Source organism: Chryseobacterium sp. G0162 (assembly GCF_003815715.1).
Classification (GTDB): Bacteria; Bacteroidota; Bacteroidia; order Flavobacteriales; family Weeksellaceae; genus Chryseobacterium.
Map to the genome: position 1 here is coordinate 4,745,414 of NZ_CP033922.1, position 14,250 is coordinate 4,759,663.

Annotated in this window: 14 protein-coding genes; 12 read left to right on the forward strand and 2 right to left on the reverse strand. The window is 35.3% G+C overall.

From position 1 onward, the window contains the following. Positions 1–24: 24 nt before the first annotated feature. The 5 genes from EG344_RS21245 (at position 25) to EG344_RS24545 (ending at position 6,168) form a co-directional block, all read left to right on the forward strand. The gene (locus EG344_RS21245; RefSeq protein ID WP_164464484.1) at positions 25–954 is read left to right on the forward strand and encodes a DUF3829 domain-containing protein; all 930 of its coding nucleotides are present in this window, start codon (positions 25–27) and stop codon (positions 952–954) included. Between the two features lie 182 nt (positions 955–1,136). Then, a complete protein-coding gene (bla, locus tag EG344_RS21250) occupies positions 1,137–1,964 on the forward strand; it encodes a class A beta-lactamase, subclass A2 (protein WP_228412792.1) in 828 nt (275 codons plus the stop codon). Positions 1,965–2,264: 300 nt separating this feature from the next. After that, on the forward strand, positions 2,265–5,096 hold the full coding sequence (gene uvrA / locus EG344_RS21255; RefSeq protein WP_123911306.1) for an excinuclease ABC subunit UvrA: 2,832 nt from the start codon (positions 2,265–2,267) through the stop codon (positions 5,094–5,096). Positions 5,097–5,509: 413 nt separating this feature from the next. Beyond that, complete coding sequence (locus EG344_RS21260) at positions 5,510–5,914, forward strand: hypothetical protein (RefSeq protein ID WP_123911307.1); 405 nt, start codon at positions 5,510–5,512, stop codon at positions 5,912–5,914. A gap of 119 nt (positions 5,915–6,033) precedes the next feature. Next, a complete protein-coding gene (locus EG344_RS24545; RefSeq protein WP_123856045.1) occupies positions 6,034–6,168 on the forward strand; it encodes a bacteriocin-like protein in 135 nt (44 codons plus the stop codon). A gap of 30 nt (positions 6,169–6,198) precedes the next feature. Here the strand turns inward: EG344_RS24545 and EG344_RS21270 are convergent, their stop codons facing one another. Further along, positions 6,199–6,741, reverse strand: a complete 543-nt coding sequence (locus EG344_RS21270; RefSeq protein WP_123911308.1) for a DUF3828 domain-containing protein — start codon at positions 6,739–6,741, stop codon at positions 6,199–6,201. A 158-nt stretch (positions 6,742–6,899) separates the two neighbouring features. On the opposite strand from EG344_RS21270, the gene EG344_RS21275 reads away from it, so the two are divergent. The 7 genes from EG344_RS21275 (at position 6,900) to EG344_RS21305 (ending at position 13,746) form a co-directional block, all read left to right on the forward strand. Then, the gene (locus EG344_RS21275; protein ID WP_123911309.1) at positions 6,900–8,852 is read left to right on the forward strand and encodes a type VI secretion system Vgr family protein; all 1,953 of its coding nucleotides are present in this window, start codon (positions 6,900–6,902) and stop codon (positions 8,850–8,852) included. A gap of 10 nt (positions 8,853–8,862) precedes the next feature. Continuing rightward, entirely contained in the window at positions 8,863–10,767 is a 1,905-nt protein-coding gene (locus EG344_RS21280) for a phospholipase effector Tle1 domain-containing protein (protein ID WP_123911310.1), read from the forward strand. An 11-nt stretch (positions 10,768–10,778) separates the two neighbouring features. After that, a complete protein-coding gene (locus EG344_RS21285) occupies positions 10,779–11,951 on the forward strand; it encodes a DUF2931 family protein (protein WP_123911311.1) in 1,173 nt (390 codons plus the stop codon). Between the two features lie 123 nt (positions 11,952–12,074). Beyond that, positions 12,075–12,587, forward strand: a complete 513-nt coding sequence (locus tag EG344_RS21290; protein WP_123911312.1) for a DUF421 domain-containing protein — start codon at positions 12,075–12,077, stop codon at positions 12,585–12,587. Further along, positions 12,547–13,083, forward strand: a complete 537-nt coding sequence (locus tag EG344_RS21295; protein ID WP_228412793.1) for a GNAT family N-acetyltransferase — start codon at positions 12,547–12,549, stop codon at positions 13,081–13,083. Before EG344_RS21290 ends, EG344_RS21295 begins: the two co-directional genes overlap by 41 nt. A gap of 132 nt (positions 13,084–13,215) precedes the next feature. Next, positions 13,216–13,398, forward strand: a complete 183-nt coding sequence (locus tag EG344_RS21300) for a quinol oxidase subunit 4 (protein WP_123911313.1) — start codon at positions 13,216–13,218, stop codon at positions 13,396–13,398. 117 nt (positions 13,399–13,515) lie between these two features. Continuing rightward, positions 13,516–13,746, forward strand: coding sequence for a hypothetical protein (locus tag EG344_RS21305; RefSeq protein ID WP_228412794.1), 231 nt, complete (start codon positions 13,516–13,518; stop codon positions 13,744–13,746). A 51-nt stretch (positions 13,747–13,797) separates the two neighbouring features. On the opposite strand, the gene EG344_RS21310 is transcribed toward EG344_RS21305, so the two are convergent. Next, positions 13,798–14,112, reverse strand: coding sequence for a DUF4286 family protein (locus tag EG344_RS21310; protein WP_123911314.1), 315 nt, complete (start codon positions 14,110–14,112; stop codon positions 13,798–13,800). Positions 14,113–14,250: the final 138 nt, after the last annotated feature.

A 14,250-nucleotide genomic window follows, 5' to 3' on the forward strand; every position in this document is an offset into this window, starting at 1 on the left:
TTTAAAATATTAAAAACAAAAAATATGAAGAAGATTATTGTACTTGCAATGGCCCTGTCTTTAACTGCTACAGTGGTAAGCTGTAAAAAAGGTGCCGGAAAACTTGGTAATGCAGTTTTAAATATGGGAGGAGAAGCAGACGCAAATGCTATTATTGATTTTAATAACAATTTTATAGATTCTTATAAAAATACATCCAAACATATTGAAAGGATCTTAAAATATGCAGATGAGGCAGTTGCTAAATCAAAGGGAGAAAATGTCTTGATTATGCCCATTGTTTTGAGCTCAATGGATTACTCTTTTTCAAAAATTAAGGAAGTTCCATCAGGTTTTGATAAAGAGAAGGCAGCTATTGAAAAAGAATTCAATATTTATAAGGATAAAAAAGAAAATATAGATAAAAAGATTGAGGAACTTAAGTCTTATATGACTTCTGAAGACTATAAAGATGATAAAGGAGCAAAAGCAGAGGCCATCAGAAAAGAAATTGAGGGTGATGTAAATGCTTTTTATGCAGCTGGGGAGAATATTATGATGAAGATCAAACCCGCTACAGATGCAGCAGAAGAGATTATTTTGAAAGATCATCCAATGAAAGAGTATATTATCTCTTCTAAAAACGTGATGAATTCTTTAGATTCCGTAATTGACCTTTTAGGGAGACAATATTCAGGGCAATTCAATGAAGCGGAAGCTCAGAAAAAGTATGATGAATATGCCAAAGCGCTAGAAGCTAACACTAAGCTAAACTTTGATGTGAAAGATCAGCAATATTCTTATAAAAAATCTCAGTTTGAAAGTTTCAATAAAAATGCTTCTAACTTTTTAGATTTGTACAGAAAACTAATCAGAGACGCTAAAGAGAAAGGGAAAATTCAGGATAATGATATCCAGCAAGTCGATTCTTCCTATGAAAGTGTATTGGGAGCGTACAATAGCTTTGTGAAATAACCTTTTTTGATTCGTTATAAAATCAACAATCAATTTTAAAATATGAAATGCCGTAGGATATGCGGCATTTTTTTATATTTAAATTTCAAAATGTATTACAATAAAAACTAGTTATTTAAATGAAAAAAACAGTACTTTTTATATCGATTTGTCTTTTCAGCCTTCAGTTAAAAAGTCAGACAATGAATGATCTAAGGAGTAAAATCAATACCATCATATCCACGAAAAATGCAACTGTTGGGGTTTCTGTAAAAGGTATTGAAGATCAAGATACGCTTAGCATCAATCCAAATCAAACAATGCCTATGCTAAGTGTTTTTAAATTCCATATTGCATTGGCTGTTTTAAATCAGGTAGATAAAGGAAAATTAAAACTGGATCAGAAATTTTTTATTAAAAAAGAAGAATTACTACCAGAAACATGGAGTCCGATAAGAGAAGAATATCCGGAAGGAAATATGCCTTTGACATTAGATCAGTTATTAAGATACACCGTTTCCCATAGTGATAATAATGGTTGTGATATTCTGCTGAAGATAGTAGGGGGAGCTCCCATAGTACAGAAATTCGTCAACCAACAGGGCATCAAAGACTTCACCATCCGATTGAATGAACAGCAAATGAATAGCTTTGAATCCTATTTTGTGAATACATCAACTCCTTTAGCTACCACCAATCTTTTAGAAAAATTCTACAAAAAGAAAATACTAAAAAAAGAGACTACAAAATATTTATATCAGATCATGGTAGAAACTTCAAGAGGACTTACCTGGATGAAAGCAGGTTTGCCTGCTGGAACAGAATTAGCCCATCGTACGGGAATTTCAGGAAGAAATGATGAAAATATCAGAGCCGCTATGAACGATGTAGGAATTGTAAAACTTCCCAACGGAAAACATTTCATTTTATCTGTCTATTTGAAAAACATCAATGAAGAAATGAAAGATACAGAAAAGATCATTGCTGACATAGGAAACGCTGTTTGGGAGTACTATGTAAGGAAGCCATAATTACTAGGATGCGTTTCAAATTTTTTTTAAACTGCAATTTTTAAAATAAACTTCCTTATAATCATCTATGAAAATCAGCGTAATCTGTGTCAAATAAATTCTATAGAAGCGGGCTTTAGCCAGTTTTTTCAATCATAACAGATTCATTGGCTTTAGCCCAAAGCTATATAAGCATTGTTACAGGATCCGGTTCAAAATAAAGTCTTATTATAAAAATTTTAACCCTTTCAGATTAAAAAAAATTCCATAAAATTCCGTAATTTTGCACGTTGTGATTTTCAGGCAAAGTCATTTCAAATTATGAGCAAATCAACAGAATATATAGAAGTTTACGGAGCACGTGAACACAATCTAAAGAATATTAATGTTAAAATTCCGCGCAATGAACTGGTAGTGATTACCGGGCTTTCCGGAAGTGGAAAATCTTCATTGGCTTTTGATACTATTTTTGCAGAAGGCCAGCGTCGTTATATAGAGACATTCTCTGCTTATGCCCGTCAGTTTTTGGGTGGATTGGAGCGTCCGGATGTAGATAAAATTGAAGGACTTTCACCCGTTATTGCCATTGAGCAGAAAACAACCAATAAAAACCCTCGTTCTACTGTAGGTACTGTTACAGAACTGTATGACTTTCTCCGTCTTTTGTATGCAAGAGTTTCAGATGCTTATTCATTGTCTACAGGACAGAAGCTGGTAAGTTATACCGAAGATCAGATTCTTGATACCATTAAGGAAAACTATAAAGGAGAAAAAATCATGTTGTTGGCTCCTGTTGTACGCTCCAGAAAAGGACATTATCATGAACTTTTCGTTCAAATGGCTAAAAAAGGGTATGGACAGGCAAGAATTGATGGTGAGCTACAGGATATTGAATATGATTTAAAGCTGGACCGTTATAAAACCCACGATATTGATATTGTGATCGATCGTTGGATCATAGGAGAAAATGCTTCAGAAGGAAGAATGGAAAAATCCCTGCGTACTGCGATGGAAATGGGAGAAGGAATCATCGGAATTCAGAAACTGGGAGGTACAGATATTGAGTATTTCTCTAAAAACCTGATGGATGCTGAAACAGGTCATTCCTTAGCATTACCGGAACCTAATACTTTCTCATTCAACTCTCCAAAAGGTAGCTGCCCAAATTGTAAAGGACTGGGAACAATCAAAAAGATCAACACAGATTATTTCATTGATAACCCTAAACTGTCAATCAACCAGGGAGGTTTGCTGCCATTGGAAGATATTAAGTCTAATAAATGGATTCTGGCACAGATCAAGAATATTCTTGAAATCTTCGGACTAGGAATGACAACTCCATTACAGGATATCCCGGCAGAAGCTTTGGATTATATCTATAACGGATGTCATAAGGAATTCAATAAGGATCTTAAATATGCGGGAATTACCAAGAAGATCAAGATCAGCTTTGACGGTTTGATCGCCTTTATGGAGGAAATTATTGATGAAAGAGAATCCTACGAAGCTATTTTATTGGAAAGACACTTCACTACAGAAGAAATATGTCCGGAATGTGGTGGAACCCGTCTTCAGCCCTCAAGCTTAAGTTTCAAAATTGATGGGAAAAATATTGCTGAGGTCAATGGATTAAGCTTGGCAGATTTAAAAGAATGGCTGACCGATGTTAAAGATAAATTCTCTGAGAAAAATAAAATCATCGCCCACGAAATATTAAAAGAGATTGAAACCAGACTTCAGTTTTTGTTGGATGTTGGTTTGGACTATCTAAGTTTAAGTAGAAGTTCAAAAACCCTTTCGGGGGGAGAATCACAAAGGATTCGTCTGGCAACACAAATTGGATCTCAACTGGTGAATGTTTTGTATATTCTTGATGAACCAAGTATTGGCCTTCACCAAAGAGATAACGAAAGATTGATTCATTCTTTAAAGAACCTTAGAGATATTGGAAATTCTGTTTTAGTAGTAGAACATGATAAAGACATGATCTTAGAGGCCGATGAGGTGTTGGATATTGGTCCAAGAGCCGGAAAGTTCGGTGGAGAAATACTTTGGCAGGGAAAACCAAAAGATCTTCTAAAAGCAGATACTATCACTGCTCAGTATATCAACGGAAAAAGAAAGATCGAAATTCCAGCAGAAAGAAGAGCCGGAAGCGGAAAAAATATTGTTCTGAAAGGAGCAACAGGAAATAACCTTAAAAATGTTACGCTGGATGTTCCGCTTGGAAAACTGGTTGTAGTCACCGGAATTTCAGGAAGTGGAAAATCTTCTTTAATTAATGGAACGTTATATCCAATCCTTAATAAGCATTTTTATAGAGCCGTTCAGGAACCTTTACCATACAAGAAGATCGAAGGACTTGATAATATTGATAAAATTGTAGACGTAGATCAGACACCGATCGGGAGAACTCCACGTTCAAATCCGGCAACTTATACGGGAATGTTTACAGATATCAGAAACCTTTTTGCAGAATTGCCTGAAAGTAAAATCCGTGGGTATAAACCGGGAAGGTTTTCTTTCAACGTAAAAGGGGGAAGATGTGAAACCTGCCAGGGGGGAGGATTAAAAGTAATTGAAATGAACTTCCTTCCGGATGTATATGTTCACTGTGAAACCTGCAACGGAAAACGTTTCAACAGAGAAACCCTTGAAGTTCGTTACAAAGGAAAATCCATTTCCGACATATTGGATATGACAATTGATGAAGCAGTAGAATTCTTCCAACCGATTCCAAAAATCTTTGCTAAAGTGAAAACTTTACAAGATGTAGGATTGGGATATATTACGCTTGGGCAACAGTCCACAACACTTTCCGGAGGAGAGGCACAGCGTATCAAGTTAGCTACTGAGTTAGCAAAAAGACAAACCGGAAATACATTATATATCCTTGATGAACCTACCACAGGATTGCATTTTGAGGATGTAAAAATCCTGATGGACGCAATCAATCAATTGGTAGAACTAGGAAACTCATTCATCATTATTGAACATAATATGGATGTGATTAAACTGGCAGACCATATCATTGACGTAGGACCGGAAGGTGGAAAATACGGTGGACAGATTGTAGCTCAGGGAACTCCGGAAGAGATTGTGAAGTCTAAGAAGAGTTTAACCGGGAAGTTTTTGAAGAGGGAATTGGAATAGGAATATATTAACCTAAATATCAAAAGAATTTGCGCAAGCAGATTCTTTTTTTATTTTTAACTTAGGCTACACATGCTTTGAAGTCGATTGCAGAGGAAAATAAACTGCTTTATTAACCTGAGTTTAGTTTTTATTTTAATCCGTTTATTGTAGGTGATTTTTTGTTAACAATATCATTCATTTACAGTGAAAATAGGAATTAAAAGTCTCAAATTTTAAATATTTCAGGATATAAACAACATTCCAATATTAATTTTTAAATTATTTGTCAAATTTAATTAACTGTAAATCAATAATTTAATATCCAATGTTAACTCAATGTTAACTGAAAGTGAATTTAATATGAATTATTTTTAATAACTTTGGTTAAGAGATAAGGATAAAATTATTATAATATTTAAAACCAGTTAGTTATGAAAAATAAAATTCAAATATTGATGGCTTCACTTTTCGTTATCGGATTAGCTACTATAATGAACCAAACTAAAGCACAAACCACAGATAAGAATACAATCCAAGAAATTCAGTTAAGTAAAAGTGAAACTTTTAGTGATATAAGAAATAAACTAATCGCCAATTTTGATCTGGATAATCCTGAATATAAACAAGGAACGGTCAATTCAGTGGTAAAATTTGATATTGCTAAAAACGGAAAAATTGTAAATGTTCATTCTAATGGTGATTGTAAGACGGTAAGCAAAGAAATTGAAACTGTTTTGAGCGAACTGGATTATAGAGTAGATCGCAATAGATTGACAGACAATATGGTGGCATATACCTATGTGATGCCTGTTACTGTAGAAATCCATAACAGATAATATGTATAGGAATCTATATTTAGTTAGAAAGTGTGAATAATGAAATATATAAGCATTAAATTGTAATAATGGATAATAATATTCGTTTTAATTTTACAAAACCATAAAATTAGAACTATATGAAAAATTTAAAAAAGCTGACTAAAGTAGATTTGAAGTCAGTGTACGGAGGAGAGCCAAAAAAATATTGTACCTATTGCGAATGGGCAAATAAAGTATTTTGCAGCGAAATTCCAATCGTTCAGTGCCCATAAAAAATCAAGCCGCTTTTTAAAGCGGCTTTTTTATTGTTGAGCATATTGGATAAAATCATTCAGACTCGTTTTAAGATCCTTGGAACTTCCTATTGAATCAAAAACAATATTATCAATTTTCCATCCTTTTTCAGTGTCAATCAGTTGCAATGTATCAGTCCATAACACCTTTGGAGAGGTCATATCATATTCAAACTGAACAAGTGCTTTTGCCATTTTATCATGAATAATAATATTTTTGATGGTATAATGGGTATATCCTTCATACAGGCTGGAAAAGATCGCCCCTTCAAATATCAACGGTTTTTCATCCGGATGATTACTGTTTTTCACTTTTTCAATATCTGTTTTTGAAGCATTGATTGCTTTTTCTAATGCCTTTTTTAATTCCGGAGAAAATAATTCATCAGGTATTGGTTGATTGTAAATCATATCATTAGATTTTCCATATTGGCTGTAAAGTTGATTTACTTTTTCAGTAATCAGTTTTTTTTCAGTTGATGGAGATTGTGTTTTGCTGCAAGCTGTAAAGCATATAAGAAAACTTGCATATAGGAAAAGGAGTCGCATCATAATAGAGTATTGGTTTTTTCATCCAAAAGATATACCAAGCCATCAGTTGTAGAGTAACTTCTGATCAAAAGCTTAAATTTCCTGGGTTAATATATTCAAATTTAAATTATTTCCTATATTTGTGATAATTAGATCCTAATTAACACAAAAAACACAGCATGAAAAAAAACACGACTTCAGAACGTGTATCCTTTACTGGGGGATACCGTGCTCCTGATAATGCCCAGGCAGTGAAAGAAAATAATACAGCAGGAATTAACCGTATTGTTAAACTTTCCGCAGTAATCAATGGCGAAATTATTTCAAGTTTTAAACATTTCAAATTAAAGCAAAGTGCAATAACACATCACGAGTTTGAATTAACATTGGCTCATGATGCCTTATCCGAAAAACAAGGTCATCAATTGGAACAGGCCAATACATTTTTGGGAAAACGCCTTACGATAAAAATTGCTTACAAAGATTTCGAAACGAAAAACAGCCCTGAGAGGGTTTTTGTAGGAATTATTACCAAGGTAGGTTTCAGTCAGGAAGCTCACAGCTTGGGAAATATTGTTTTAAAAGGTTTCAGCCCTACTATTCTTCTGGATGGTGCAGCCCATACCCAGAGTTTTGGAGGTGCACAGCCTGTGAATACCGGAATTATAGCTGATGAGGTAATCAAGCAGGGAATAGATCCGTTTTGGTATGACTTCAGAGTGAATGCCAAAGCCTCGTCACAAATTGTCTACAGTACACAATATAACGAAACCCATTACAATTACTTGTGTAGAATTGCCGAGGCTTATGGTGAACAGTTTTTCTATGATGGAGAAGTGCTGCATTTCGGAAATATGCCGGCTCCGGCTGCTCCTCTTGAGCTGATAAGTGGAAGTAATACTTCAAATATTCATACTGAACTTAGGGCAATTCATGCTCAACCTAATTATTACGGATATAACAGCAGTAAAAATACGATGTTGACTTCGGGAGAAACTCCGTTAAAACATATGGGAAATCTTGCTCAAACCGCTTATATAAATAATGAAAGTATTTTCAAGACCCCTTCTCTTCAATCGGCGCCTATCCGGGCAGCTACTGATATGGATGTAGTGAATTCTCAAACCGGAGCATGGGGAAGTAAAGGTGTTGATGTATTTGTAGTATCCGGTGATACCACAATGCCTTTTCTTTATCCCGGCTGCACAGCAGATCTTTATCTGAGAAAACCTGATTCCAACAAAACGGGGTATTTCACCAAACTCATGATGACCAAGGTTATTCATGAGATTGATACCCTAGGCCATTATAAAGGAAGTTTTGAAGCCATTGCTTCTGATACGGGATATATGCCCAAACCTGAATTTACAGTTCCTTTTGCAGAAACCCAGCCAGCAGTGGTCGTTTCCAATGAAGATCCTTTGGGGCAAGGACGTGTAAGGGTGAAATTTCTTTGGCAGCTCAATGAAACTACAGATTTTATCAGAGTAATGAGTCCTGATGCGGGTGGAACAGATCAGATCACCCAAAACAGAGGGTATGTAGCCATTCCTGAAGTAGGAGATCAGGTAATGGTGGGATTTGTTCATAATCATCCCGATCGTCCTTTCGTAATGGGAGGAATGTTTCATGGCGGTGTTGCTCTGGGAGGAGGGATAAATAATCACCTTAAATCGATTCAGACCAGAAGCGGAATCCGTATTCTGATGAACGATGCTGAAGGCAGTGTGAATATTGTAGATCCAAGCGGCAACAATTATTTCATGGATGGAAAAGGAAATATTACCGTATCTGCTCCCAATGATATCAACTTCAATGCGGGCGGAAACCTCAATATCAATGTCGGACAAAATATGTCTACCAGTGTTGGGATGAATAAAACGGATACCGTTACCATGAACCATAGTGAGAGTATAGGAATGATTAAAACCTCTTCTGTAATAGGAGATTCTCAGGTTTTTATAACCGGAAAACTGACAGAGTTTATAGAAGGAGATGTACACAGCGAAGTAAAACAGGAACGTAATGAAATTTCAAGAAAAGAAATGAATTTCAGTACAGAAGAAAATTTTACTAGCCATACCAAAAGCTCGATCTTTATGAACAGTGGCGAAAAAGGACATAATCATTAATACTTTTCCTATGAGCAGAACAAGAATTGTAAACGGAAAGTATACCAAGGTGACCCAAAAGGGGTATAATCTGTACTCTGAAGGAAATACTAATATTAATGCATCAGGTTTGAATAACCTGAATGCTGATAAAGATATCCATCATGGTTCAGCGGTGGAAAGAGCGGCAGGTTATCAACCCAAAGATTCCGTAAATGTTTTTATCGGGATGTTTTTTGACGGAACAGGCAACAACAGGTATAATTCTGATAAAACCTATTACAGTAAAATCAATTCCGGAGAAACCTATTATAAAAATGACACCGTTCCCCAGGAATATTACGAAACGATCAAAGATCCCAAAACCGGAAAACAGAAAAAAATAAAAATCTCAGACCGTGACAGCTACTGGAATCCCTATTCAAACGTAGCAAAATTGTTTGATCTTTATAAGGAGAAATTAGAGGCAGCTAAAGATGATGAGTATCCGGAATATGGAGAATATGCTATTTTAAAACAATATGTAGAAGGGATAGGAACAAAACAGGATAAAGAAGATGATATTGCGGGTTCTTGTGCAGGAAGAGGTGATTGGGGAGTGATAGGCAGAGTGGAGGAAGGGATTAAAAATGTAATTGCCAATGAGTTTAAGCAAATTTCTAAAGACAAGAAAATAAATAAGATTGTATTTGATGTTTTTGGGTTCAGCCGGGGTGCTGCCGCAGCAAGGCATTTTTGTAATGAAGTAAAGAAATCTGCAAAATATGATACGGTGATGAGAGATGAGATGGATACCAAGATGGGACGTCCAAGAGTCACTTATGTTTCTGAGCATGCAGGTGGTCTTTTTGGGAAAAGACTGAGTAAAGCAGGGTATAAACCTGTGGGAGATACTTTTACCATAGAAATTCGTTTTCTGGGAATATTTGATACGGTAGTTTCAGATATGGTAGTGAAAGAAAATTTAGGGTATAAAGTAGCAGGGGCATTGGCGACCAGTCCTTTAACGGTTCCTTACAGTATTGCCGCTTTTCTGGGACAGGCATCACTGCAGAAGATCAAAACCAAGGTCTCAGGACTGGGGATCAAAAAAATATTTCATATTACAGCACACAATGAATGGCGGAAGAATTTTGCTTTAACCCCTACAGAAGAAGGCTATACTTTATCAATGCTGGGAGCGCATTCGGATATAGGCGGGGGATATGCCCATCTGGATAAATATACCGCGGTACTGGATTATTTTGATGTAAAAGTAGGAGATCATAAAACGCTTCAGGAAAAAGAAAAAATAAGACAGTTTTATATCAACCGGCGTATTTCTACAGAAAAAGAGATTGTGTTTAGGAATACCTATGACCACGTTAAGGAAACAACAGTGACCGGTGCAGGAGTTGGAACACGGGAAATTAAAGCAGAACCGGATTTCCTGGATAAAGAAAAAACAGTATCTACAAGTCCTTATTATCAGATATACCAGACCAAAGAATCAGACCATTATATCCTGGAAGACTCCCGGTATATTTCCAATAAATACAGCCTGGTAGCAATGTACATGATGTTGCAGAAGGGGATAGATAACAAAGTACCTTTTTATGATGATTATAAAATAGCAAACCCTAAAGTTCCTCATGAATTTGAATATGAAATTCCAGATACGGATAAATATAAAATATTGAAACAATATATGGAGATAATGCTGGAGGAAGGTAAAAAAGAAGGGGTTGGTAATTATACAATACCATCGGAAATATATCAACATATTTGTAACCATTATATTCATCTTTCTGCTAACTTTGGTGGATTGGCAGCAATAGGGGTAAAAACAGGAGATCATCACCTTTTGGAAAGTCTAGGTTTTGTCAATCAACCGGTAGCGCCTAAAGTCGATAAAGATGGGAGTGTCTATTATGAAAGAGAAAAATGGTATCCTTAGATCAATAATGTATGATAAAGATAAGCCGAATAAAAAATAAAATATTATTCTTACCAGGTTTGCTGTTGATGGTAAATTGCCAGCCAAAGGATAAATTTGAGTGGAATGCTGGAGTTTCAGCACCAATCTATTATGGGGCGTCAGGCCCATTTGTAGAATACTTTTATAAGGGAAAAAGTGTTGCCGGCACTTCAGCAGCAGGTATAGAGCCTGGCTGGGGTTTAACAAGTGGTGGCTATACGGGAGGAGATATCAATAAACCTGTTCCTGATAGTATATCTGTAAGTTGGATCTGTGATGCAGATGGAATACATTATAAAACAGGACATAAATTACCAAGAGAGAAAATGCTAAATTTATTTAAAAATAAAATAGTAGGATCTAATGGTGAAAAAATTGATTATACTCAAATAGTAACAGGAATGGCACCTGGTGGAAATGTAATTGTTTGGATGAAAGGTGGAGATTCAAGTACTGAAATCACAAATTTTAAAGCAAAGAATATAGGAATCTGGAGAGAAAATGATAAGAATTACAAAAAGTATGTAGAAGAACACGAGAAGGTGTCTGAAGGTTTTAAAATTGCTAATGTATTCCGCTATTTTCACGGTATTCCTTATTCAGTTTGGGAAAAAGGAGAGAAAACATACAAATATGATATAGGCTTTAGCAGTGAGGAGGACCGTGATTTTTACGAATCGGTTACTGCTTTTTCAAAGGACGGCAGCTATATATTTTTAAATGAAAATCAATTTATTATTCCTTATAAGGATTGGCTGTCTAACCATATTAATGCTGGAGTAAAAGAAGGAAAACTTCCAGTTCATACAGTAGTTCAATGGATATCAGAAGATAATAAACAATGGTATAAAGGTGAGATTGTTTTTCCTGCTGATTTTCAAAATACTTTTGAGTCATTTTATCAAAAGAATAAAAATATCCATATTGTGTATGTAATGGATAAGTTGAATCCTTCTGAGAATTATACGTTTGGAACAATATGGTTGCAAAGTTCCACCTCAAAAGAACGTATAATGAAGTTCCGCTTAGCGAAATTGAATAATGAGACTAGAAAATATGATGTTTCAAAATACACTCTTCCTAAGGGATTTGTAGTTCCCAAATGGGAAGGCAGAATCCCGCTTCAAAAACCTACCGATCTTCAATACTGGCAGGAGGAATAACAATAAGGGATAGTATTTATACTATATAACCTTTGCTGCCATGTGCTACAATCTTCTACAATACAACAAATACTTTTCTCATCAATACCAAAAAATCAATACATTTGAATAGATAAAAAAATTGTGGATTCTATTCTCAACGTTGCAGTTCGTTCCCTGTGTGTTTACCTTTTTATGGTAATCGCTATTCGTTTGTTTGGCAAGAATCAGCTTTCTCAGCTCAATGCGGGAGATGTTGTTTTGTTACTTTTAATATCTAACGCCGTACAGAATGCAATGGTAGGTCCGGATACTTCATTGCAGGGAGGTTTGATTGCAGCTTTAGTTTTATTTGTCGCCAATTTTATTTTAAAAAGACTGATGTTCTCCAATCGCTCCTTTGAAGCTTTTATGCAGGATGAACCCGTTATTTTAATAAGAGATGGAGTGGCAGATCAGACCGCCTTAAATCGGGTTAAAATTACGGAAAATGAACTGGAAGAAGCCATTAGAGAACACGGTATCGAAGATATCAAAAATGTTAAATTATCCGTATTAGAGGTAGATGGGAATATAAGTGTGGTCTCTCAGGATGAGAAAAGCAAACAAACCCATTATGCACGAATCAAAAGAAAATACAAAAGAAAATATCATTAATCCTATGAATTACGAATTACGAGAAATGCTTCCCAATGACGAAGCAAGAGTGTTGGAAATTTTCAGACAGGGAGTAGAGGGCGGTATTGCTACTTTGGAAACAGAAGTTCCCACTGCTGAAGCCTGGAGTATGGAATATTTCAATGATTGCCGTTGGGTGCTGGAAAACGAAAATAATGAAGTGATAGGATGGTGCGCCCTTAAACCGGTAAGCAAAAGAGAAGCTTTTAAAGGAGTGGCAGAAGTCAGCATTTACTTCGATAATGAATATCAAGGAAAGGGATTGGGCTCGATATTGCTTAAAAAGATCATACTGGATAGCGAAGACCATGGATTCTGGACCTTGCAGACCAATCTCTTTTCCGAAAATGAAATGGCAATCAAATCTCACCAGAAAAACGGATTCAGAATGGTTGGTGTTCGTAAAAAAATAGGAAAACTGAACGGTGAATGGAAAGACCTTGTTATGATGGAAAAACGAAGCGAAATTATCTGATGAATAATGAGGTAGGGAAAGTTGCTTACAGGATATCTCAACTTTAAGCTCTACACTCCAAAGATTGAATACTAAATAACTTGGCTTGAACCTTGTTGTAGATCATTCATTAAATTGGAAAAAGTAGAAATAATGAAAAGTATGTTTAAGATTACAGGCATTTTAATGGTTGTATTGATGCTTACTTCCTGTGTGGCATATGATAATGGAGGGTATCAGACCAAGAAAATTCCACCAGGACAAGCTAAAAAAATATATGGCGGAAGCGCAAAAGATTATGCTCCTGGACAGGTGAAAAAAAGAAATGGCTATTAAAAAATTATGATAAAACATTCCTTCAAAAGGAGTGTTTTTTATTTTAAAATAAGATATTTTTTTGAATGATTTGGCATCAACATTGATTATTTTAATACAGAACAAAAAGTTGAAAAAATGAAAACAATGCTTAAGGCTCTTGGAGTCATGGCAATAATACTCACGCTGTCATCTTGTGCAGTAGATGGATATTATGGAGGCAGAACGCATGGATATGGATATTACGGACCAAGATATTATGGTTACGGTCCCAGATATACAGAAAGAGTATATGTTTATGGTGGTGGCCATCATGGCGGATATTATCACCATGGAGGCGGAGGCCATCATAACGGATTTCATAGATAATAGATTAGATAAAAAAAAGCACTGAAGATTTCAGTGCTTTTGCTTTTATCATTACAGCCTCAATTTTTTTGGATTCAGAAGCGTGTCAAAAATCATTACTTCCGGTCCGAACTTATTTTCAATTCGCTCTGCGATATTTTTCAATTCACTTTCAAGAAAATCGTTTCTCAGTTCATCATTATCAAATACCAGAAGGAGATTGTAATTTTTTCCTTCATCAATATAATCACTATGAACTTCAGATAGAATATACTTGTCGACATCCATCAGATTTTCGGTCATTAAAATCAGGGTTTCATCAATATAATTTTCCCATTCTTCCAGATTATTTTTCGTGCAGTGGAAAGTTATACTTAATACGCTCATATTTTAAGAATTTTTAAGATTTTGTGGATAAATTCTAGCACAAAAATCGGCATTTTTTTCGTAAATTAGCCCGTTAATAAAAATTGGAAATAAATAATTTTCAGACTTACAGCTAATGGTCTGACAATCATTATAATA

What these genes read in the sequence shown, in the direction of transcription:
- EG344_RS21245 (WP_164464484.1), top strand. Translation starts at nt 25, where the DNA reads ATGAAGAAGATTATTGTACTTGCAATGGCCCTGTCTTTAACTGCTACA.
- bla (WP_228412792.1), top strand. Translation starts at nt 1,137, where the DNA reads ATGAATGATCTAAGGAGTAAAATCAATACCATCATATCCACGAAAAAT.
- uvrA (WP_123911306.1), top strand. Translation starts at nt 2,265, where the DNA reads ATGAGCAAATCAACAGAATATATAGAAGTTTACGGAGCACGTGAACAC.
- EG344_RS21260 (WP_123911307.1), top strand. Translation starts at nt 5,510, where the DNA reads ATGAAAAATAAAATTCAAATATTGATGGCTTCACTTTTCGTTATCGGA.
- EG344_RS24545 (WP_123856045.1), top strand. Translation starts at nt 6,034, where the DNA reads ATGAAAAATTTAAAAAAGCTGACTAAAGTAGATTTGAAGTCAGTGTAC.
- EG344_RS21270 (WP_123911308.1), bottom strand. Translation starts at nt 6,741, where the DNA reads ATGATGCGACTCCTTTTCCTATATGCAAGTTTTCTTATATGCTTTACA.
- EG344_RS21275 (WP_123911309.1), top strand. Translation starts at nt 6,900, where the DNA reads ATGAAAAAAAACACGACTTCAGAACGTGTATCCTTTACTGGGGGATAC.
- EG344_RS21280 (WP_123911310.1), top strand. Translation starts at nt 8,863, where the DNA reads ATGAGCAGAACAAGAATTGTAAACGGAAAGTATACCAAGGTGACCCAA.
- EG344_RS21285 (WP_123911311.1), top strand. Translation starts at nt 10,779, where the DNA reads ATGATAAAGATAAGCCGAATAAAAAATAAAATATTATTCTTACCAGGT.
- EG344_RS21295 (WP_228412793.1), top strand. Translation starts at nt 12,547, where the DNA reads ATGCACGAATCAAAAGAAAATACAAAAGAAAATATCATTAATCCTATG.
- EG344_RS21300 (WP_123911313.1), top strand. Translation starts at nt 13,216, where the DNA reads ATGAAAAGTATGTTTAAGATTACAGGCATTTTAATGGTTGTATTGATG.
- EG344_RS21305 (WP_228412794.1), top strand. Translation starts at nt 13,516, where the DNA reads ATGAAAACAATGCTTAAGGCTCTTGGAGTCATGGCAATAATACTCACG.
- EG344_RS21310 (WP_123911314.1), bottom strand. Translation starts at nt 14,112, where the DNA reads ATGAGCGTATTAAGTATAACTTTCCACTGCACGAAAAATAATCTGGAA.